Genomic DNA, 21,448 nt, shown 5'->3' with positions numbered 1-21,448 from the left:
CGGCCCGGAATCCGCCCGGAGCCGGTTGTTCCCCCACCGTCGGCAGGTCACGAACCTTGTCGCCAGGGGGCGCGCTACTGTCCTTTCTCCCGTGTTCACGCCCTCCGGCAGGACCGTGCGCCGCTGGTCCACGCCGTTTGCCTCTGCTTCGGCACGGCGACGTGATGTGTCTCACCGGCTTCGCGATCGAGGGCGGCTGTCTCCTAGGGTGTCCCGCAGTGACTTCCTTCGACTCGTCCCCCCAACTGAACGTCTGGCGCGCCGCCCTCGCGCTGGCCGTCGTCTTCATCATGCTGGCGACGACAGGCTGGACCGCCGTACGGGACCAGCGCGGTAACAGCGGTCCGCTCCAGGCCGCCGTGAACGCCTGGGAACACGGCAGCCTCGACGGCCGGGCGCTGCCGTCCGCCACCGCCCCGCCGGATCGGCTCCACACGTTCTTCTCCTCGCTCGACGCGCGTCAGCGCGATCGGCTCGTGCGGAGCTACCCGCTCGCCGTCGGCAATATGAACGGCGCCCCGGTCACCCTGCGCTATCGCGCCAACCATCTCGCCATGGAGAAGGCCAGAGGGGTCGAGGCACACCGCATACACGACCCGAGGCTCTCCGCCGACGGCCGGGCCGACGCCCGCGACCGGATGCAGCGGTTCACCTCGATGCTCGGTGGTGACCGCCACTTCCTCGCCTTCGACCCCTCGGGCAGCGGCCGGATCGCGGAGGTCTTCGGCGACCTCGCCCGGGCCCGCCGCGTCTCGGTCGTCGTGCCGGGGGTGGACACCGCGCTGATGACCTTCGAGCGCGGCGACCGCCCGTTCACCGCGCCCGTCGGCATGGCCCGCTCCCTGTACGCGGCGGAGCGCGCGGCGGGCCCCGGCACCCGTACCGCGGTCATCGCCTGGGCCGACTACACGGCCCCGGAGGGCATCGGGATGGACGCGGCCACCGCCATGCGGGCCGAGGACGGCGCCACCCGGCTGACCGCCCTGATCCACGCGCTGCCGGGCTCCGGCTCAGTGGCGTTGGTGTGCCACAGCTACGGTTCCGTGCTGTGCGGGGTGGCCGCGCGCTCGCTGCCCGACCGGGTGACGGACATCGCGGTGGCCGGCAGTCCGGGCATGCGCACGCGCAGCGCGGACCAGCTGGGCACCCCCGCCAGGATCTGGGCCACCCGGGACAACGGCGACTGGATCAGGGACATCCCGCACCTGGAGTTCGGTGGTCTCGGGCATGGCGCCGACCCCGTGTCGGAGGGCTTCGGCGCACGTCTGATGTCGGCGCACGGCGCGGTGGGACACGGGGGTTACTTCGTACCGGGAACGACCAGTCTGAAGAACTTCGCGGAGATCGGAGTGGGCGCCTACCACTCGGTGATCTGCCAGCACGGAAACAAGACCTGCCGACAGGGCCAACCCGGCGCAGCCGCCTGACGCGCGTAGAGACGGGGAGACCGCAGCTCAGCACGAGAGGGGACGGGGACGCGCGTGCCGCATACGATGAGCCGCATGGGTGATGTTCTGGCCGGATTTCATGCCGCCTGGGAGTTCGATGCCGACTCCGTGCTCATCCGCTTCGAACGGGGGATCCGCACGCCGAAGCTCTTCCAGGCGCTGGGAGAGCGGCGAGTGCCCCTGGAGGCGCTGGCCGCGGTGACGCTGACCCCGGGCCGGCGCGGCACCGTCGTTCTGCACGCGATACCGCGGCCGGGTGCCGATCCGTTGATGGAGGCGGCGGCGGGTCAGCTCAAGCAGAGCTGCGATCCGTACCGGCTGGTGCTGCCCGCGGAGCGGGAGACGCTCGCCGAGTACTACGTGGAGGAGTTGCGCGGACTGCTCGGCCCCGCGGCGGGCGAGCCGGCGACCGAGCACCTGGTGGCCGCTCCGCAGGCGCCGCTCCAGTTCAAGGCCTACGACGGCAAGGCGACGTTCGACGGCTCCGCCGTCTCGTTCCGCTGGTTCTGGACCGGGGCCTCCTCCACCAAGTGGAAGGCGGGCGACCAGTCGTTCCCGGTGGGGGCGCTGAGTGGAGTGGAGTGGCGCTCCCCCGAGGCGTTCGACGGTTACCTGCGGCTGCTGCCCCGCGAGGGCGACGCCTCCCCTTCCGGTCCGGCCGACCACGATCCGGCCTCCGTGGTGTTCGGCCTGGGATACGGGCCGGTGCACGAGTCGCTGCCCTTCGCCGCCGCCGTCCTCGCAGCGGTACGGACCGGGGGCGCGCGCCCGCCGCAGCAGGTACTGCCCCACGTTCCCGAGCTGCGCCGGGACCCGGCCGACATCGCGGAACGCATCCGTCACCTGGGGGAACTGCACGGGGCGGGACTGCTCACCGACGAGGAGTTCACGGCGAAGAAGACGGAGTTGCTGGCGCAGCTGTGAGTCGCCGGGCCGGCGGGCTGCGCGCCACCGGGACCGGGTACGTGGGGCCGACCGAGGAGAGCCACCGAGAAGGGTGCCGGCTGAGGACCGCCCTCTCATACCGGGGTATCAGATGCGGTTCAGCACTGCGGTATGAGGCGCCGGTGGGGGTGTGTTGCCTACGCTGAGCGGGCCATGAACCCCCTGAACTCTCCGCCTCGAACGGGACCCGGGCCCGCTCCTCGGTCGCCACGCGGCGCCCACTCGCGCCGTGTCGCGACCGCGTTGCTCGGGGCCGGCCGCGCGATCGTGACCGCGACGCGCTCCCCGGGCCGGCGCCAGGAACCGTTGATGGCCTCTTCGCCACACGCCTGGGTGCGCGTCGCGCCTTACGGGGTGGCGTCCGTCTTCGCGGTGATTCTCCTGCCGTCGACCATGAACGTCCTCACGCAGGACTACCGGTTGAACGGTGGTATCGCGGGAGCGGCCGCCGTGCTGCAGGCGGCTCCGCTCCTGCTCGCCGTGACCCGCCCGGTGTTCGCATGGGGAATCGTCCTGTGCGCGGACGTCATGACGGCGATCGCCCTGCTCCGGATGCCCGGGCTGGAGGATCGCTCCTGGCCGTGGCCCCCTCCCGTCATCGTGGGCTATCTGGTGCTGATGGTGTCCCTGGGGCTGCGGGAGCGGAGAAGGACGCTGATCGCGGTGTGGCTGGCAACGGGAGCGGTCGGCCTCGCCTTCCACGTGACCAGTCCGGAGCGCAGCCACGGCAGCTGGGTGCTGCTGCTCTTCCTCAGCGGCGGGTTCCTGGCGCTGAGCGGCGCGGTACGGGAGCGACTCGACGTCCAGCGCAGGCTCAGTGAGCAGGAGTCCATCAGCGAGGAGGAACGCGCCCGGCGCACACTGCTGGAAGAACGCACCCGGATCGCGAGGGAGTTGCATGACGTGGTGGCTCACCACATGTCGGTGATCACTGTGCAGGCCGACTCGGCGCCGTACCGCATCGCGGAACTGTCGCCCCTGGCGCGGGCCGAGTTCGAGTCGATCGCGGCGAGTGCGCGGGAGTCGCTCGCCGAGATGCGCAGGCTTCTGACGGTCCTGCGCAGTGACGGCGCGAACGGAGAGCGGACCCCGCAGCCCGGTCTGGACCGGCTCGAACAACTGGTGCGGGCCACGGTGCGGGCGGGCGTCTCGGTGGAAATGTCGGTGCCGGAACTGATACTCGTACGGCAGTTGGCCGAACTCAGCCCGGCCGTCGACCTCTCGGCCTACCGCATCGTGCAGGAAGCGCTGTCGAACGTGGTGCGTCACGCCCCGGGTTCGTTCACCTCTGTGTCGGTGGGGCTCACCGCGGAACACCTGACCGTCCTCGTCGTCAACGGTCCCGCGCGCTCGGACGCGTCCCGGGTGGAGGAGGTGTCGGCCGGTTCGGGGCAGGGGCTGGCCGGGATGCGGGAGCGGGTACGGCTCGTGGGCGGGGAGCTGGACACCGGGCCCTTGCCGGGAGGCGGCTTCCGGGTCGCGGCCCTGCTCCCCCTCGGGGCGGACGCCGAGAGCCTGCCGGGTTGAGCGAGCGGGCCGCCGTGCGGGGCGGAGGCACGGAAGGACCCGCCCCGCCAAGTGGAGATCAGTAATGACGCCGACAGGCGGAGTTGGCATTGTGACGGAGCTGGACGTGAACGAGCCGAAGGAGTGCGCCCCACATGACGATCCGGGTGACCATCGTCGATGACCAGGCCATGGTCCGGGCGGGTTTCGCCGCGCTGCTCGCGGCACAGAGCGATATCGACGTGGTGGGCGAGGCGCAGGACGGCCGGGCGGGAGTGACGGTCAGCCGGTCGAAGCATCCGGACGTGGTGCTTATGGACGTACGGATGCCGGAACTCGACGGGCTGGCGGCCGCGCGCGAGTTGCTGAGCCCGCCGCCCGGCGTGACACACGTGCCGAAGGTACTGATGCTCACCACCTTCGACATCGACGACTACGTCTACGAAGCACTGCGCGCGGGGGCCTCGGGCTTCCTGCTGAAGGACGCCCCGCCTGCTGATCTGATCGCCGCTGTCCGCGTGGTGGCTTCCGGTGAGGCACTGCTCGCTCCTTCGGTGACGCGTCGGCTGATCGGGGAGTTCGTGAAGCAGCGTCCAACGGCCCGCAAGGACCGTCCCGCTCAGCGGTTGCGCGGGCTCACGCCTCGGGAGACGGAAGTGCTGGAACTGATCGCCCGTGGGCTGTCGAATCAGGAGATCGCTGAACGCCTGGTGCTCGCCGAGCAGACCGTGAAGACACACATCGGCAAGGTCCTCGCCAAGCTCGGGCTCCGTGATCGCGCGCAGGCCGTGATCTTCGCGTACGAGTCCGGGCTGATCACCCCGGGTGACTCCTGACGCTGTTGAGCCACCACGGCGTTTCCCCGCCTGCCCCGGAGCTGTCGGCCGCCGTGTGCGGTGTCTGCCCCACGGCGCGCCCCACCACCCCTACCTGGGTATGAGGGACAAGTTGGCTCCGTGGTGTGAGGCCCGCGGGGGCACCGTCTCCCTACCTTTTCCTCGTCGGCGAAGAACGGACGAGAGGCATCGGTCGTGTTCAAGGAAGACGCGTTCGGCGCGTGGGCGGGGAAGGCAAGGCGGTCACTGGCGCATGGCGCGCTCGTGGCGGGTGCGGTGCTGCTGACCAGCAGGTGGGTCGGCATGCGGTCCCAGCGGGAGTGGGAGCGCGGGCAGAAGCAAAGGCTCGCGGATTCGCCGGTCGGAACATCGGCCGAGTGGGCAGGGCACGGTGGGCACGGACCGCCGCCCGATACGGTCTCGGCCACCGTGCAGGATGCGCCTCGGTACTCCTCGGGGCTGAGCGGGCAGAGGCGAGACGGACTGCTCAGTCATCACCCGGCGGCCGCCGTCGACGATCCCGGCGGCGCGCCGGGGCGCTTTCGCCCCTCGGCAGACGCCGGACACGACGGGCCCGGCGGGCACGTCGGAGACGAGCGGGTGTTGCTGACCACGCCGACCCGGGATCGATCGCGGACCGGGACCGCCCGAGCCCCGGACTGTTTCCTGACCGGACCCGCCCGAGCCCGGGACCGGTTGCGAGCGGCTCGCGAAGGCAGCGACCGGCTTCGGTGGGTGCGGTGCGTCGGTCTGCTCGGTCTGCTCGGTCGGCTCGGTCTGCTCGACCCCGGCGATGGCGCGGGGCAATCGGCGGACTGCTCCCCACGCGCGTCGCCGCCCCCTCCCCGGGACTGGCGCGAAGCCCGGGGCGAGGCCGGCGAACCCACAGATGCGGGGTCAGCCGCGAGGCGCGGTTCCTTCGCGCCCGGCCGAGGTGAAGCTCATGTCGGCGTACCGATCGCCCGCGACCTGGCCGGCGAGCGGTTCGAGCAGGTCGAGTTCGGCGGCGCTGAGCCGGATGGCGGCGGCCGCGGTGTTCTCGTCCACCCGGGCGGCCTTGCGGGTCCCCGGAATCGGGACGACCGGGAGCCCGTACCGCTCGGCCTGCTGGTGCACCCAGGCAAGGGCGATCTGGCCGGTGCTCGCTCCGTGCGCCTCGGCGATGCGCCGCAGGGGCGCGAGGAGGGCGGCATTGGCGCGGGCGTTGTCCCCGGTGAAACGGGGCTGCTGCTGCCGGAAGTCGTCGGCGGACAGTTCACTCTCGGCCTGCACGAAGGCTCCGGTCAGGAAACCGCGCCCCAGGGGGGAGTACGGCACCAGCGCCACGCCGAGTTCCGCGGCGGCGGGCACGACACCGGCTTCGATGTCCCGGCTGAAGACGGACCACTCGGACTGCACGGCGGCGATGGGGTGGACGGACTGGGCGGCACGGAGCTCTTCGGCCGTGACCTCACTCAGGCCGAGGTGCCTGACCTTCCCCTGCTCCACGAGTTCGGCCATGACGGAGACGGTCTGCTCAATGGGGACGGCCGGGTCGCGACGGTGCATGTAGTAGAGGTCGATGACCTCGGTGCCCAGTCGGCGCAGGCTTCCCTCGATGCAGGCGCGGATGTAGTCCGGTTCGTTGTTGATGGTGCGCCGGGTCGGTTCGGCCGGGTCAATCCCGAGGGCGAACTTGGTGGCGATGCTCACCTCGTCGCGGTGAGCCTTGAGGAAGGGGGCGAGGAACTGCTCGTTGTCCCCGTTGGCGTAGGCGTCGGCGGTGTCGAACAGGGTGACACCGCGTTCCAGGGCGCGTTCCAGCGTGGCACGGGCCGCATCGGCGTCGGTGGGGCCGTAGGCGAAGCTTATGCCCATGCACCCGAGGCCCTGGGCGCCGACCTCGGGACCGGTGGAGCCGAGCCGGACGGTGGAGAGGGGAGCGGAAGTGCTCACGATTTAGTTCCTTTCCGGGGCCGGCACGGCCTCGGCATAGAAGTTGATCTTGAAGTCGAGTACGTCCAGGGTGTCCTGGAGTTCGGCGATCCGGGCGTGCACGGCGCGGCGGGTCTCCTCCAGCAGAGCGTGGCGCTCGGCGAAGGTGTGGGAGCCCGCGCGGACCAGCTCGGCGTAGCGCACCATGTCGGCCACCGTCATGCCGGTCAGCCGGAGTTTGTTGACCAGCGAGAGCCATTCGAGATCGCGGTTGGTGTAGCGGCGCTGCCCGGTGTGGGAGCGCGTGACGTCGCGCATGAGGCCGATCCGCTCGTACCAGCGCAGCGTGTGGGCGGTCAGTCCCGTGATGGCGACGACCTCACTGATCGTGTAGCGGTCCTCCCCGTTCGGCCGGGGATAGCCACCGGCCCGCGTGGCGCTCAGGTCCTTGCCGCTCAGCGCGGCGACCGGGGTGTCACCACGACTGGTCCCGCCGTCAGCGCCGGCACTCACCCCGCAACACGAATCGACAACGGCGACGCCCGTGGCACCAGAGGCACCAGAGGCACCCGCGGCACCCGCGGCACCCGCGGCACCCGCGGCACCCGCGGCACCGACAGGGTCCGGATCGGCCGGGTCGGTGTGGCCGGGGCTGGTGACGCCGGGGACGCTACGGCCCGGACCGGTGTCACCCAGGGGTGCCGTGCGTGTCACGTCGGTGCGTGCGGCGGTGTGCAGAGCGGTCATGCCCGCCTCACTCCTTCTCAGTGGGGAAGTCCAGTGCGCAGCCGACGGCCGACGGCGCGGTCCCGGCACGGCGGTCGGCCACGTGGTGGTGGCCCGGTGATCCGTCGTGTTCCCCACGCTAGAACCTTAGAGCGCACTCCAAGCAAGCGACGTGGGCAACCAGCACCTTCAATCAGTGCCCACGACCGACGGCGGGAACCCGCGTCCGCCCGGTCGACGGGCGGCCCCGCCGATGCCCGGCCCCGTGCGCGTTCCGGGTGTGCGGGCGGCCCGCGGGAGCGTATCGGGCTGCGCTTAGACTCGACGGCATGCAGAGCGTGGCGTCGATCGACAACTGGCCGGTCCCCACCGCGGCGGCGGCCGTGGTGCGTGCGGACGGAGGCGTCGTGGGCCGGCACGGCCCGGGGGACCATGCCTTCGCGCTTGCCTCGGTCACCAAACCGCTCGCCGCCTACGCGGTGCTCGTGGCCTTCGAGGAGGGCGCTGTCGAGCTGGACGAGCCGGCGGGGCCCGAGGGGTCCACGGTCCGCCATCTACTGGCTCACACGAGCGGGCTGGCCTTCGACGAGCACCGGGCGACGAGCGCCCCCGGTACGCGACGGTTGTATTCGAACGCGGGTTTCGAGGTGCTCGGGGAGCACCTCGCGAAGGCCACCGGCATCCCCTTCGCGGAGTATCTACGCCAGGGCGTGCTGGAGCCGCTGGGGATGCGGGCGACCCGACTGGAGGGCGGACAGTCCCCCGCCAAGGACGGCGTGTCGACGGTGGACGACCTGGTGCGGTTCGCCGCCGAACTCCAGGCACCCCGGCTGCTCGATCCCCGTACCGTCGCCGAGGCGATGTCGGTGGTGCACCCGGGGCTCGCGGGTGTCCTGCCCGGCTACGGACACCAGAAGCCCAACGACTGGGGGCTCGGTTTCGAGATCAGGGACGGCAAGTCCCCGCACTGGACGGGCGCCGGCTCCTCGCCGAGGACTTTCGGGCACTTCGGCCAGTCCGGCACCTTCCTGTGGGTGGATCCCGACGCGGGTGCGGCCTGCGTGGCGCTCACCGACCGGGCTTTCGGGCCCTGGGCGGTAGAGGTGTGGCCGCCGTTCACCGACGCGGTCCTCGCGGAGCTGCGCGGCTGAGCCTTCGGGTCCGTTCGTTCACTCGTCCACTCGCCGGTCTCCCCTCGGGCCGTTCCGAAAGCCTCGCCGGCCCGCCCTGCCCGCCCGGCGCGCCCGGTCAGCCCACGCCCCCGCGCTCGGCCCGCCACGGCGGCACCACCGCGTTCAGCCCTGCCGCGCTCAGCCCCGTTGCGCACAGCCGTGCCGCGGCAGCCCCGGTCGCCTCTGTTCTCGCATGTCCTCACATCAGCCCCCGATCGCGTCCCGGAACTCCCACACGAGGAGTTCGGCATCGGTGTCGGCCGTGGCACGGGCGGCGCCCTCCCCCGTCAGTCGCGCGGCGTCGCCGGGGCCGAGGCGGACCGCCGTGTCGTCACCGGGGCTGCCGTCGGAGCGACCGAGCGAGAGTTCGCCGCGTACGACGTGGACGTAGACGCGGGGCGCGGCGGGCAGGGCCACGCGTTCTCCGGCCGCCGGACGCCGTACGCGCAGGAGAGCGCCCGACTCGGGGAGCGCGTACGGGGCCGTGTCGGCGAGCGAGCGGAGCACCTGGTAGCGGGGCTGCCCAGCGGTGTCGAGCGGGGCCAGCCACATCTGCAGGAAGACCAGCGGTTCGGGGCCGTCGTTGCGTTCGACGTGCCGGACCCCGTCTGCCGCGCTCAGGTGCTGGAGGTCGCCGGGCCGGACCACGGACGTGTGGCCCGCCGAATCGCGATGGGTCAGCTCCCCGGACAGGACCCAGGTGACGATCTCGGTGTGGCTGTGGGGGTGTTCCCCGAAGCCGGAGCCCGGCGCGAGCCGCTCCTCGTTGCACGCGAGGAGGGGGCCGAAGCGGAGGTTGTCCGGGTCGTAGTGCGGCCCGAAGGAGAAGGAGTGCAGGGAGTCGATCCCGGCCTCCGGGTCCCCTCCCCGGTAGCGGTCCGCTGCGCGGCGTACGTCGATCACGGCTGCCACGGTAGCCGGGCCGGACCGTGAGTCCGCCCACCCCGTCCGCGCCCCGCCCGCCCCTGTGCCCGGTAGCAGCTCCACCCGCCCGCCGCCGTCCGTCGCCCCGTATGCGGCACCATTCCCACCCCTGCCCCGCCCGCTCCCGTGCCCGGCACCAGCCCCTCCCGCGCCCTGCCCGTACCCGGCACCAGCCCAGCCCCTGCCGCCCGCGCCGCCGCCCTTCGGCCCCTGACCGCTCCCGCCCTCCTGCGGCCCGCGGCCCGCCCGTCCCCGTAACCGGCACCAGTCCCGCCCCTGCCGTGCCCGTGCCCGTGCCCGCCACCAGCCCTCACCCCTGCCGCCCCCGTACCCGCCCGCCTCCATGACCGGCGCCAGTGCTCCCGCCCGCGCCGCCGCCGTTCGGCCCCTGGAAGCTCCGGCCCTCCTGCGGCCCCTCCCCCGCCCCTCCCCGCACATCCCCGCCCGTCCCCGCCCGTCCCCGCCCGTTCCCGCCCGTTCCCCGGCGAGCGAATCCCCGGGGCCTCAGCGCGGGCCGCCGGGCGTGCGGTGTCCCGCTCGGGGCTCGCGCTTGGGCCCCGCGCCCACGCTCGGGCCGTGATGAGGCAGTCTTGTCCCGTGCCCGAACCCGAATCCACGTATCCCGCAGTGCCCGAGTCCCACCCGCATGCAGCGACGCTGAAGCGGCTGGAGCAGTCCTCCGGGCGGCTCGCCGCCCGTGCGATCCAGCGTATGGACGAGATGCTGCCGTGGTACCGGGCGATGCCTCCGGAGAACCGTTCGTGGATCGGCCTGGTCGCGCAGGCCGGTATCGCCGCGTTCACCGAGTGGTTCCGGCGGCCAGAGGCACCGCAGGCGATCTCGACGGACGTGTTCGGGACGGCGCCGCGCGAGCTGACCCGGGCGATCACGCTGCGGCAGACCGTGGAGATGGTGCGGACGACCATCGAGGTGATGGAGTCGGCGATCGAGGAGGTCGCGGCGCCCGGTGACGAGTCGGTGCTGCGCGAGGCGCTGCTGGTCTACGCGCGCGAGATCGCCTTCGCCACCGCGCAGGTGTACGCGCAGGCCGCCGAGGCGCGCGGCGCGTGGGACGCCCGGCTGGAGTCGCTGGTCGTCAACGCCGTGCTGTCCGGGGAGGCGGACGAGGGCGCCGTGTCGCGGGCGGCGGCGCTCGGCTGGAACTCCCCCGAGCACGTGTGCGTGATCCTGGGCACGGCGCCCGACGGGGACAGCGAACTGACGGTCGAGGCCATCCGGCGCGCCGCCCGGCACGCGAAGCTGCAGGTCCTCACCGGGGTGCTGGGCAGCCGCCTGGTGGTGATCGCCGGGGGCAGCGACAACCCGATGAACGTCGCGAAGTCGGTGATCGGCCCGTACGCGGCGGGTCCCGTGGTGGCCGGGCCCGTGGTGCCCGACCTGTTGGCGGCGACCCGTTCCGCGCAGGCCGCCGCGGCCGGACTGCGGGCGGCCGCCGCCTGGCAGGACGCCCCGCGGCCGGCCCTCGCGGACGATCTGCTGCCCGAGCGCGCGATGGCCTCGGACCCCGCGGCCCGCGAACAGTTGGTGGAGGAGATCTACAGACCGCTCCAGGAGGCCGGTTCGGCTCTGCTGGAAACGCTGAGCGTGTATCTCGAACAGGCGAGCAGTCTGGAGGGGGCCGCACGGATGCTGTTTGTGCACCCCAACACCGTGCGCTACCGGCTCCGACGTGTGACTGACGTCACCGGCTGGTCCCCGTCCGATGTACGATCCGCCTTCACCCTGCGGATCGCGCTCATCCTGGGGCGCTTGGCCGATGCGGATTCCCAGTCCTAGGCTTTTGTAGGACTACTACAATTCCCCTGACGGTTCTTCGTCCCTGTCCCCACGGGTGATTCCGGCCGTCCACAAGAGAGAGTGTGAGAGTGCTCGTACTCGTCGCTCCCGGCCAAGGCGCTCAGACGCCCGGCTTCCTGACTCCCTGGCTCGAACTGCCCGGCGCCGCCGAACGTGTCGCGGCGTGGTCCGAGGCCATCGGCCTCGACCTCGTCCACTTCGGCACCGAGGCCGACGCGGACGCGATCCGTGACACGGCCGTCGCACAGCCGCTGCTGGTCGCGGCCGGTCTGCTGTCCGCCGCCGCGCTCGCCGAGACCCTCTCCCCCGAGGCGAAGACCGTGCCGCCCGGCACGGGCTCCGGCCCGCTGCTGGGCGCTCTGCGCCCCGGGGCCGTGGCCGGTCACAGTGTCGGCGAGCTGACCGCCGCCGCCTTCGCCGGAGTCCTGGACGAGACGGCGGTGCTGCGCCTGGTGCGCCGCCGCGGTCTCGCGATGGCCGAGGCCGCCGCGATCCGGGAGACCGGCATGGCGGCGCTCCTGGGCGGCGAGCCGGAGGCCGTCCTCCCGCATCTGGAGAAGCTCGGGCTGACCCCCGCCAACGTCAACGGCGCCGGGCAGATCGTGGCCGCGGGCACCGCCGAGCAGATCGCGCGACTGGCCGAGGACAAGCCGGAGGGTGTGCGGCGGGTCGTCCCCCTCAAGGTCGCCGGCGCGTTCCACACCGAGCACATGGCTCCGGCCGTGGAGAGCCTCGCCGGGGCGGCCGCGGAGCTGGCCCCGGCCGATCCCGCGCTCACCTACGTGTCGAACAAGGACGGCGCCTGCGTCGCCTCCGGCGCCGAGGTACTGTCCCGGCTGGTCGGCCAGGTGGCCAACCCGGTCCGCTGGGACCTGTGCATGGAGACCTTCAAGGAGCTCGGTGCGACCGCTCTCGTCGAGGTGTGCCCCGGTGGCACCCTGACGGGTCTCGCCAAGCGTGCCCTGCCCGGCGTGAAGACGCTCGCCCTCAAGACCCCCGAGGAACTTGAGGCCGCGCGCGCCCTCGCCGCCGAGCACCCGACCACGGCGTGACAGTCCGGACGACAAGGAGCCCCGAGAGCATGTCGAAGATCAAGCCCGCCAAGGGTGCACCGTACGCGCGCATCCTCGGCGTCGGTGGCTACCGCCCCACCCGGGTCGTCCCCAACGAGGTCATCCTGGAGACGATCGACTCGTCCGACGAGTGGATCCGTTCCCGCTCCGGGATCGCGAGCCGCCACTGGGCGAACGCCGAGGAGACCGTGACGGCGATGTCCGTCGAGGCCTCCGGGAAGGCGATCGCGGACGCGGGGATAGACCCCGGGCAGATCGGCGCCGTCGTGGTGTCGACCGTGTCGCACTTCAAGCAGACCCCCGCCGTGGCGACCGAGATCGCCGACAAGATCGGCGCGGGCAGGCCGGCCGCCTTCGACATCTCGGCGGGCTGCGCCGGGTTCGGCTACGGCCTGACCCTCGCCAAGGGCATGATCGTCGAGGGCAGCGCCGAGTACGTGCTGGTCATCGGCGTGGAGCGGCTCTCCGACCTGACCGACCTGGAGGACCGTGCGACGGCCTTCCTGTTCGGGGACGGGGCGGGCGCCGTCGTCGTGGGCCCCTCGCGGGAACCGGCGATAGGCCCGACCGTCTGGGGGTCGGAGGGCGACAAGTCCGAGACGATCAAGCAGACCGTGCCCTGGACCGACTACCGTGACGGCGTGGTCGAGCGCTTCCCCGCCATTACGCAGGAGGGCCAGGCGGTGTTCCGCTGGGCCGTGTTCGAGATGGCGAAGGTCGCCCAGCAGGCGCTGGACGCGGCCGGGATCAGCCCGGCCGACCTGGACGTCTTCATCCCGCACCAGGCCAACATGCGGATCATCGACTCGATGGTGAAGACTCTCAAGCTGCCGGAGCACGTCACGGTCGCGCGTGACATCGAGACCACCGGCAACACCTCGGCCGCCTCGATCCCGCTCGCGATGGAGCGGCTCCTGGCGACCGGGAAGGCGAAGAGCGGCGACACCGCGCTCGTCATCGGCTTCGGGGCGGGTCTCGTGTACGCCGCGACGGTCGTTACCCTCCCCTAGGCACACTCTCCGGTGTCAACCGTGAATCCGCGCCGGTCAGCCTCTCGGGGCGGGTCCTGCCGGACAACGCGGGACACCGGGCCCGCCACACCTCTGGAACCTCAACGAAGGAGCGCCATCATGGCCGCCACTCAGGAAGAGATCGTCGCCGGTCTCGCCGAGATCGTGAACGAGATCGCCGGTATCCCGGTCGAGGACGTCAAGCTGGACAAGTCCTTCACCGACGACCTGGACGTCGACTCGCTGTCCATGGTCGAGGTCGTCGTCGCCGCCGAGGAGCGCTTCGACGTGAAGATTCCGGACGACGACGTCAAGAACCTCAAGACGGTCGGCGACGCGACCGAATACATCCTCAAGCACCAGAGCTGAACCGGCGCCCCGGGACGGCTGCCTCCGCACGGCAGGCGGTCCGCCCCGGAGCCCGGCCCCGCTGTGGGCCAGGGCGGGTACGGCACGACAGTGCCGCACCGGTCCCCGCACGCGTGACTACCGCCACCCGGCGGTGGCGCCGTTGAATCCCTCGTATCCCGTGGAGAAAGAATTCCTGTGAGCCCGACCAATCGCACCGTGGTCGTCACCGGTATCGGCGCAACCACACCGCTGGGTGGCGACGTAGCGTCCACCTGGGAAGGTCTGACCTCCGGCCGTTCCGGAGTCCGCCTCCTCACCGAGGACTGGGCCGAGCAGCTGCCCGTGCGCATCGCCGCCCGGGTCGCCGTCGAGCCCGGCGAAGTCCTGCCCCGGCCGCAGGCCAGGAAGCTGGACCGGTCCGCGCAGTTCGCGCTGATCGCCGCCGCCCAGGCCTGGGAGGACGCCGGCTTCACCGCGAAGGCCGGTGAGGACGCCTCCGTGGACCCCGACCGGCTCGGCGCCGTGATCGCCTCCGGCATCGGTGGCGTGACGACCCTGCTCGACCAGTACGACGTGCTGAGGGAGAAGGGCGTACGCCGCGTCTCCCCGCACACCGTGCCGATGCTCATGCCGAACGGCCCCGCGGCCAACGTGGGCCTCCAGGTCAACGCCCGCGCCGGTGTGCACACCCCGGTGTCGGCCTGCGCCTCGGGCGCCGAGGCCATCGGCTACGCGATCGAGATGATCCGCACCGGCCGCGCCGACGTGGTCGTCGCGGGCGGCACGGAGGCGGCGATCCACCCGCTGCCGATCGCCGCGTTCGCCAACATGATGGCGATGTCCAAGAACAACGAGGACCCGCAGGGCGCCTCCCGCCCCTTCGACACGGCCCGTAACGGCTTCGTGCTCGGCGAGGGCGCCGGGGTCGTCGTGCTGGAGTCCGCCGAGCACGCCGCCGCGCGCGGGGCCACCGTGTACGCGGAGGCGCTGGGCCAGGGCATCTCGGCCGACAGCCACCACATCACCGCCCCCGAGCCCTCCGGTGAGGGCATCGGGCACGCGGTGGAGAACCTGCTGGCGAACACGGGTCTCGACCCGGCCGAGATCGTGTACGTCAACGCGCACGCCACCTCGACCCCGCAGGGCGACGTGGGCGAGATCAAGGCGCTGCAGAAGGTGCTCGGCTCGGAGCTGGACCACATCGGGATCTCCTCGACGAAGTCCATGACCGGCCACCTGCTGGGCGGCGCGGGCGGTGTCGAGTCCGTCGCGACGATCCTCGCGCTGAAGAACCGGCTGGCCCCGCCGACGATCAACGTCACGGAGCTGGACCCCGAGGTGAGCTCGGCGGACATCATCCGCGACGAGCCGCGCAAGCTGCCCGAGGGGCGCCCGGTCGTGGCGCTCAACGACTCCTTCGGCTTCGGCGGCCACAACGTGGTGCTGGCCTTCCGCTCCGTCTGAGCCACGACACCTACGAGGAAAGCCCCCCGCCGGTCCGGCGGGGGGCTTTCGTCGCGGGTATCGTGGCCCGGCTGCTCAGACGACCTGGTGCAGCCAGCGCACGGGGGCGCCCTCACCGGCGTACCGGAAGGGTTCCAGCTCGTCGTCCCAGGGCTTGCCGAGCAGGCGGCTCAGTTCGGCCTCCAGGCCGCTCTCTCCGGCCTGGGCGCGGCTGAGGGCGGCGCGCAGCCGGTCCTCGGGGATCAGGATGTCGCCGTGGATGCCGGTGACGGCGTGGAAGATGCCGAGTTCGGGGGTGGCGCTGTAGCGCTCGCCCTCGGTGCCGGGAGACGGCTCGGAGGTGACCTCGAAGCGCAGGAGCTGCCAGCCGCGCAGCGCGGAGGCGAGCTTGGAGGCCGTGCCGGGCTCACCCTGCCAGGAGAACTCGGATCTCCAGGTCCCGGGGGCGGCGGGCTGCCTGATCCAGTCCAGGCTCACCCGCACCCCGAGCACGTTCGCTACTGCCCATTCGACGTGCGGGCACAGCGCGCGCGGTGCGGAGTGCACGTACAGGACTCCACGTGTCGTCACCGGTACCTCCAGTGTGGGACGAGGTGCCAGGGTCCTCGCGCCCGTGCCGAGCAATTTTCCCAAATGGGACAGATGTGACGTGATGTAATTTAGCCGACCTTACACAGCGGTACGTCACCGGGTAGGTGCGGTCGCCGTGTCGCCCGGCTGTGGCGGTGAACTGCGCCGCCTCGGGCAAAGCTACCGTGCGGGAACGACAGCAGTGTGACGTACCGTCGGTCCCGGGGGTGGGAATCACCAAGCTTTCACCCGGCAGGGCGCCCTCGGGGGCGCCGGGCGTACGCCCCGTGCCGGGGGTTGTGGGAAGGGGCCAGGGATGCGTAGGTGGAGTCCGGGCTTCCGTGCGCCGGGTCGCAGGGTCGTGCGGGCGCTGACGGCCGCGGGGGCCGCCGCTCTGCTCGGGGTGGTCCCCGCGTGTTCCGGGGGCTCGGGCTCCACGGGCTCACCGGGGCAGCCGGCGACCAGGACGCCGGAGGCGGGCTGGGACCGCAGTCCGTCTTCTGTCGCGGCGGTCGGGGATTCGATCACGCGGGGCTTCGACGCCTGCTCGGTCCTCCAGGACTGTCCGGAGGTCTCGTGGTCCACGGGGACCGATCCCGAGGTCCACTCGCTCGCGCAGCGGCTGCTGGGCGCGGGCGGCGTGAAGGGGCACAGCTGGAACTTCGCGCGCAGCGGTTCCCGGGCGGCCGAGCTGTCCGCGCAGATGGAGAGGGCGGCGGAGCACCGTCCCGCGCTGGTGACGGTCCTGATGGGCGCGAACGACGCGTGCCGCCCGTCGGTGGACTCGATGACCCCGGTCGACGAGTACCGCACCCAGGTGGAGACGGCCTTGCGGACGCTGCGGGAGAAGTCGCCGACGACGGAGGTGTACGTGTCGAGCGTGCCGGACCTGAAGCGGCTGTGGTCGGAGGGGCGCACCAATCCGCTCGGCAAGGAGGTCTGGAAGCTCGGGATCTGCGCGTCGATGCTGAGCGCGCCGGACGCCGTGGACAGCGCGGCGACGGAGCGCAGGGACGCGGTGCAGAAGCGGGTCGTGGCGTACAACGAGGCGCTGCGGGAGGTGTGCGCGCGAGAGCGGATGTGCCGCTACGACGACGGTGAGGTCTTCGCGTACCGCTTCGGCGGCAGCCAGCTCAGCCAGTGGGACTGGTTCCATCCGAGCCGGGACGGGCAGTCGAAGCTCGCGGAGATCGCCTACCGCGTGGTGACCGCGCGCAGGGCGCCCGGCCGGGACTGAGCGGGCGCCCCCGGCAGGACGGCGGTAGGACGGCTCCCCGGGGCGGATGTCAGGGGTCCGCCCCGGAAAGCCGTCGGCTCGGGTGCCGTGCGGCGGTGGGGGCACCGCCGCAGGGGCTCAGATCTCGGTGGCCGCGCTGACCCGGAGGTCGAGGACGGAACGGCCGGCCTCGACGGCGTACGGTCCGGGGACGGCCGTCCAGTCGCCGGCCTCCTCGTCCCAGATCTGGAAGGCGCGCCGGGCGATGTGGACGACCGCCTCGGCGCTCTGTCCCGCGGCGGCCTCGACGCCCGCGAAGCCGGCCAGCCAGCGCGCGGGCCGCTCGCTCTCGGGGGCGTCCGGCACCGGGTCGGTGGGGGCGAGGTAGACCTGGACGGTCTCGCGGCCGGTGCGCTCACCCCGGTTGCGGACCCGTACGGTGACGGTCAGGCCGTCCTCGGCGGGCTCCACGGTGAGCGACTCGTACGTCCAGTCGGTGTAGCCGAGGCCGTGCCCGAAGGGGTAGGCGGGGGTGGCGCCGGCCTTCTCCCAGGCGCGGTAGCCGATGAAGACGCCCTCCTCGTACTCCAGCTTCCCGTCGGTGGGGGTGGTGCGGGTGACGGGGGCGTCGGCGAGGGTCTTCGGCCAGGTCGTGGGGAGCCGGCCGCCGGGTTCGGCGGCGCCCAGCAGGACGTCCGCGAGCGCGGCCCCGCCCTCCTGTCCGGGGAACCAGCCGAGCAGGACGGCGGCGACCTCCTCGCGCCAGGGCAGTTCGACCGGGGAGCCGGCGTTGACGACGACGACGGTGCGCGGGTTGACGGCGGCCACGGCCCGCACCAGGTCGTTCTGGCGGCCCGGCAGGCCCAGGTCGCGGCGGTCGAAGCCCTCGGACTCGACGCGTTCGGTGGTCGCGACGACCACGACGGCGGTGTCGGCGGCCCGGGCGGCCTCGACGGCGCGGGCGATCAGCTCGTCGGCGTCGTGTTCGGGGTCCTGGTGCAGCAGGGTGAAGACGATCGCCTGGATCGGCAGCCCCTCGGGCTTGGCGACGGTGTGCAGGAGGCTCAGTTCGACGCTCCGGCCCTCGGTGAGGTCGAGGCGGCCGCGTTCCGTGGGCTTCCCGAAGAACGCCTCGAAGGGGTCGGCGGCGTCGCCGAGCCGCATCTCTCCGGTGTAGAGGAGGTTCCCGTCGACGGTGAGCCGGAAGCCGCCGACGCCCCGGGTTCCGAAGGCGTGGCTGCCGCTCTCGCGCGGGGTGAAGGTGCCGGTGACCTCGATGGTGTGCACCGTCTCGTAGCTGACGCCCTCGGGCAGGTCGCTGCCCATCCACTGGATGTGCCCGGAGGGCAGCGGCACGGTCGCGAGGACCTCGCCGTCCGCGTCGCGGCAGATCGCGCGCAGGGCGAAGCCCTTGCCCGCGACGTCCAGTTCGTTGGCCGGGTCGGCGCCGACCTCGTACGACAGGGCGCCCTCGGGCAGCGCGGCGCTCAGCCCGTCGAGCGGGGAGACGACGTGGTCGGGGTAGACGGTCGCGGAGCCGCCGCCGAGCACCCGGGCGTCCCGGGCGGCGGCGCCGCTGAGCGCGATGCGGGGGCCGGCCGGGTCGAGGGGCAGGACGCCGCCCTCGTTGCGGACGAGGACGAAGGAACGGGTGGCGATCTCGCGGGCGAGCGCGTCCCCGTCGACGGGTGCGGGCAGTGCGTCGGCGGCGACGACCGGTTCGGTGGTCGTGAGGGCGCCGGTGCGGGCCGCGAGCAGCAGGACGCGGCGCACGGCCTCGTCGACGACCGGCTCGTCGACCTCGCCGGCGCGGACGGCGGCGGCCAGGTTCTCCCCGTAGACGGTCCTGGGTCCGGGCATCGCGAGGTCGAGTCCGCCGAGGGCGTCGCCGACGGTGGAGCGGGCGGCGGTCCAGTCGGAGACGTTGATCCCGTCGAAGCGCCATTCCCCGCGCAGCACCTCGTTGACGAGGTAGCGGTGCTCCGTCATCGAGGTGCCGTTGACCGTGTTGTAGGCGGTCATGATGCCCCAGGGGTGGGCGTTCTTGACGATGGTCTCGAAGGGGGCGAGGTAGAGCTCGCGCAGGGGGCGCGGGGCGATGCGGTTGTCGACGGTGAAGCGGTCGGTCTCGGCGTCGTTGCCCACGAAGTGCTTGACGGTGGTGCCGACGCCGCCGGACTGCACGCCCTGGACGTAGCCGGTGCCGATCGCCCCGGTCAGGTACGGGTCCTCGCTGTAGGTCTCGAAGTGCCGGCCACCCAGCGGTGAGCGGTGCAGGTTGACGGTCGGCGCGAGCAGGACGTGCACGCCCTTGCGGCGGGCCTCCTGGGCGAGCAGTCGTCCGGCGCGGCGGGCGAGGTCCGGGTCCCAGGTCGCGGAGAGCGCGGTCGGCGACGGCAGGGCGATCGACGGGTCGTCGGCGGTGGAGCGCACTCCGCGCACACCGACCGGGCCGTCGGACATGACCAGGGAGTCGAGGCCGATCTCGGGAAGCGCGGGCAGCGACCAGAAGTCCTGCCCGGCCAGCAGCCGCGTCTTGGTGTCGAGGTCGAGTTTGCCGAGCGCCGCTTCCACGGCGGCCTCGTGGGCCGCCTGCTGCCCGGCGGTGATCGCTTGTCCCGGGACGTGCCGCCCCTCGGGGGTGCTGGATGAGCCTGTCACGGCCGTACTCCTCGTGTCGCTGCCTGCCGGGGTCCGTCTGGAGCGGCTCCCCAGGAAACGGGTCGGACATATCTTGCACCCGCGAGCTTGTAGAGCGGTAGGTATCGTAACCTTCGCGTTACTTCCGGGGCTGTGCGTTCCCGGTGGTGCGAGGGGGGCGTCATGCTGGGGTCGGCGTGCGTGGCCTGGACGCCGACGCGGGGACGCGGGTTCGCGCGGGAACAGGCAATCGGGGACCGGGAAGCCGGGGAAGGGGAAGCACAACGCATGGGCAGGGCCAGGAGCGAGGGGCGGCGCGCGGAGATCCTCCGGGCGACCTTGGAGGTCATCGCGGAGAAGGGGTACCGGGGTGCGACGCTCGGCGCGGTCGCGGAGCGGGTGGGGCTGACGCAGCAGGGGCTGCTGCACCACTTCCCCACGAAGGAGGCGCTGCTCGTCGCGGTGCTCGCCGAGCGCGACCAGTGGGACGCGCTGCCCAGCGGCGTGTGGCGTCTGGACCTGCTGGCCTCGCTCGTGGAGTACAACGCGATGCGGCCGGGGATCGTGCAGACCTTCAGCGCGCTGCTCGGCGAGAGCGTCACGGACGCCCACCCGGCCAAGGACTTCTTCACCCGCAGGTATGTCGCGGTGCGCGGCGACATGGCCTCGGTGCTGCGCGGGGCCTACGGCGAGCGGCTGCCGAGCGGGCTGACGCCGGAGCGGGCCGCCGCGCTGATGGTCGCGGTGATGGACGGGCTCCAGTACCAGTGGCTGCTGGACCCCGGGGCGGTGGACATGGCCGACGCCTTCCGCGACTTCCTCGTCCTGCTGGAGGGCGCGCAGACGCCCGCCGCCGAGGCGTGAGGGACCGGTGGCGGGGTGCGCCACCGGCCCCTCACGCCGCATCGTGCGTTCAGCTCACCGCCCGGGGGTGGCCGTCGTGCCGTGCGGGGCGGGCACCCCTTCGCTCGCGGTGCGGCCGTTTCGTCCGTCTTCGCCGCCCGCGGCCTCGTCCTCGTCCTCGTGGAGCAGGTCCCTGGCCAGCAGGGTGGCGCCCGCGACGGCGCCCGGCATGAGGAACACCGCGACGAAGGGGACGAGGAAGGCGAGGCCGAGCGGCACGCCGAAGCCCCAGGCGAGGGTGCGGCGGGCGCGCAGCAGGGCGAGCCGCTGCCGCAGGTCGACGCGGCGCCGCGCGAGGGCGATCGAGGTGAGTTCCTCGGTGAGGAAGAAGCCGGTGACGCCGAAGCCGATGACGGGGACGACGGTCTGCCCGACGAACGGCAGGAAGCCGAGCGCGAACAGCAGGACGCCCCAGACGCCGGCGCGCACGAGGATGCGCAGCCCGTCCCGGACGCTGATCCACAGCTCGCGCCCCACGGACAGCCCGGACTCGGGCGCGTACCCGGCCACGTCGCGGTCCACGTCCTCGGACAGGGCGTCGTAGAAGGGCTGCCCGATCAGCAGGGTCACGGCGGTGAAGGTGAGGACGGACAGGAGCAGCCCGAGCGCGAACAGGACGACGGTGAGGGCGTCGCGGAAGAGCGACTGCCAGGGCGAGGACCAGTCGTCGGCGAACGGGGTGGCCCAGCCGACCAGGTCCACGCCCCACAGAGCCAGCGCGACGAGGGCGGCGGCGTAGAGCACGAAGGTGATCAGGCCGGGCAGCAGGCCGAGGCCGAAGCGCTTTCCGTGGCGTCCGACCCAGCGCTGGCCCTGCAACAAGTAACCGAATCCGGTGGCGAGATCACGCATGGGAGGACTGTAGCGGCGGGGTGCGCGGCCGCGCACCGGCCGCGCGCCGAGGTCCCCGGACCGGCGACGGGCGCCCGCCG

At 72.5% G+C, this 21,448-nt stretch carries 18 protein-coding genes; 12 read left to right on the top strand and 6 right to left on the bottom strand.

The window, feature by feature from the left end:
- Window positions 1-218: 218 nt before the first annotated feature.
- From AB0J21_RS09060 to AB0J21_RS09045, 4 genes are all read left to right on the top strand, one after another.
- Entirely contained in the window at window positions 219-1,427 is a 1,209-nt protein-coding gene (locus AB0J21_RS09060; protein WP_363145165.1) for an alpha/beta hydrolase, read from the top strand.
- Window positions 1,428-1,502: 75 nt separating this feature from the next.
- Complete coding sequence (locus tag AB0J21_RS09055) at window positions 1,503-2,372, top strand: DUF4429 domain-containing protein (RefSeq protein ID WP_363145164.1); 870 nt, start codon at window positions 1,503-1,505, stop codon at window positions 2,370-2,372.
- A 132-nt stretch (window positions 2,373-2,504) separates the two neighbouring features.
- On the top strand, window positions 2,505-3,920 hold the full coding sequence (locus AB0J21_RS09050) for a histidine kinase (protein ID WP_363145163.1): 1,416 nt from the start codon (window positions 2,505-2,507) through the stop codon (window positions 3,918-3,920).
- Window positions 3,921-4,054: 134 nt separating this feature from the next.
- On the top strand, window positions 4,055-4,735 hold the full coding sequence (locus tag AB0J21_RS09045; RefSeq protein WP_363145162.1) for a response regulator transcription factor: 681 nt from the start codon (window positions 4,055-4,057) through the stop codon (window positions 4,733-4,735).
- An 897-nt stretch (window positions 4,736-5,632) separates the two neighbouring features.
- Here the strand turns inward: AB0J21_RS09045 and AB0J21_RS09040 are convergent.
- A complete protein-coding gene (locus AB0J21_RS09040; protein WP_363145161.1) occupies window positions 5,633-6,592 on the bottom strand; it encodes an aldo/keto reductase in 960 nt (319 codons plus the stop codon).
- 81 nt (window positions 6,593-6,673) lie between these two features.
- On the bottom strand, window positions 6,674-7,108 hold the full coding sequence (locus AB0J21_RS09035; protein ID WP_363145235.1) for a MerR family transcriptional regulator: 435 nt from the start codon (window positions 7,106-7,108) through the stop codon (window positions 6,674-6,676).
- Between the two features lie 596 nt (window positions 7,109-7,704).
- On the opposite strand from AB0J21_RS09035, the gene AB0J21_RS09030 reads away from it, so the two are divergent.
- Window positions 7,705-8,526 (top strand): serine hydrolase domain-containing protein, encoded by an 822-nt coding sequence (locus AB0J21_RS09030; protein ID WP_363145160.1) that lies wholly within the window; start codon window positions 7,705-7,707, stop codon window positions 8,524-8,526.
- A gap of 225 nt (window positions 8,527-8,751) precedes the next feature.
- Here AB0J21_RS09030 and AB0J21_RS09025 read toward each other — a convergent pair whose 3' ends face one another.
- Window positions 8,752-9,447 (bottom strand): pirin family protein, encoded by a 696-nt coding sequence (locus tag AB0J21_RS09025; protein WP_363145234.1) that lies wholly within the window; start codon window positions 9,445-9,447, stop codon window positions 8,752-8,754.
- 621 nt (window positions 9,448-10,068) lie between these two features.
- On the opposite strand from AB0J21_RS09025, the gene AB0J21_RS09020 reads away from it, so the two are divergent.
- From AB0J21_RS09020 to fabF, 5 genes are all read left to right on the top strand, one after another.
- Complete coding sequence (locus AB0J21_RS09020; protein ID WP_363145159.1) at window positions 10,069-11,268, top strand: helix-turn-helix domain-containing protein; 1,200 nt, start codon at window positions 10,069-10,071, stop codon at window positions 11,266-11,268.
- Window positions 11,269-11,357: 89 nt separating this feature from the next.
- On the top strand, window positions 11,358-12,341 hold the full coding sequence (locus AB0J21_RS09015) for an ACP S-malonyltransferase (protein ID WP_363145233.1): 984 nt from the start codon (window positions 11,358-11,360) through the stop codon (window positions 12,339-12,341).
- A gap of 29 nt (window positions 12,342-12,370) precedes the next feature.
- On the top strand, window positions 12,371-13,372 hold the full coding sequence (locus AB0J21_RS09010) for a ketoacyl-ACP synthase III (RefSeq protein WP_363145158.1): 1,002 nt from the start codon (window positions 12,371-12,373) through the stop codon (window positions 13,370-13,372).
- Window positions 13,373-13,492: 120 nt separating this feature from the next.
- Window positions 13,493-13,741, top strand: a complete 249-nt coding sequence (locus tag AB0J21_RS09005) for an acyl carrier protein (RefSeq protein ID WP_363145157.1) — start codon at window positions 13,493-13,495, stop codon at window positions 13,739-13,741.
- A gap of 177 nt (window positions 13,742-13,918) precedes the next feature.
- Window positions 13,919-15,187, top strand: coding sequence for a beta-ketoacyl-ACP synthase II (gene fabF, locus AB0J21_RS09000; protein ID WP_363145156.1), 1,269 nt, complete (start codon window positions 13,919-13,921; stop codon window positions 15,185-15,187).
- A gap of 75 nt (window positions 15,188-15,262) precedes the next feature.
- Here fabF and AB0J21_RS08995 read toward each other — a convergent pair whose 3' ends face one another.
- A complete protein-coding gene (locus AB0J21_RS08995; RefSeq protein ID WP_363145155.1) occupies window positions 15,263-15,757 on the bottom strand; it encodes a DUF3145 domain-containing protein in 495 nt (164 codons plus the stop codon).
- Between the two features lie 316 nt (window positions 15,758-16,073).
- Here AB0J21_RS08995 and AB0J21_RS08990 point away from each other — a divergent pair, with 316 nt between their 5' ends.
- A complete protein-coding gene (locus tag AB0J21_RS08990; protein ID WP_363145154.1) occupies window positions 16,074-16,994 on the top strand; it encodes an SGNH/GDSL hydrolase family protein in 921 nt (306 codons plus the stop codon).
- A 117-nt stretch (window positions 16,995-17,111) separates the two neighbouring features.
- Here the strand turns inward: AB0J21_RS08990 and AB0J21_RS08985 are convergent, their stop codons facing one another.
- Window positions 17,112-19,583, bottom strand: coding sequence for a glycoside hydrolase family 3 C-terminal domain-containing protein (locus AB0J21_RS08985; protein WP_363145232.1), 2,472 nt, complete (start codon window positions 19,581-19,583; stop codon window positions 17,112-17,114).
- 318 nt (window positions 19,584-19,901) lie between these two features.
- On the opposite strand from AB0J21_RS08985, the gene AB0J21_RS08980 reads away from it, so the two are divergent.
- Complete coding sequence (locus AB0J21_RS08980; protein WP_363145153.1) at window positions 19,902-20,477, top strand: TetR/AcrR family transcriptional regulator; 576 nt, start codon at window positions 19,902-19,904, stop codon at window positions 20,475-20,477.
- A gap of 54 nt (window positions 20,478-20,531) precedes the next feature.
- Here AB0J21_RS08980 and AB0J21_RS08975 read toward each other — a convergent pair whose 3' ends face one another.
- Complete coding sequence (locus AB0J21_RS08975) at window positions 20,532-21,368, bottom strand: EI24 domain-containing protein (RefSeq protein ID WP_363145152.1); 837 nt, start codon at window positions 21,366-21,368, stop codon at window positions 20,532-20,534.
- Window positions 21,369-21,448 lie beyond the last annotated feature (80 nt).

It is taken from the genome of Streptomyces sp. NPDC049954, from assembly GCF_040656295.1.
Lineage (GTDB): Bacteria > Actinomycetota > Actinomycetes > Streptomycetales > Streptomycetaceae > Streptomyces.
This window is presented reverse-complemented; position numbering and strand designations above follow the sequence as displayed.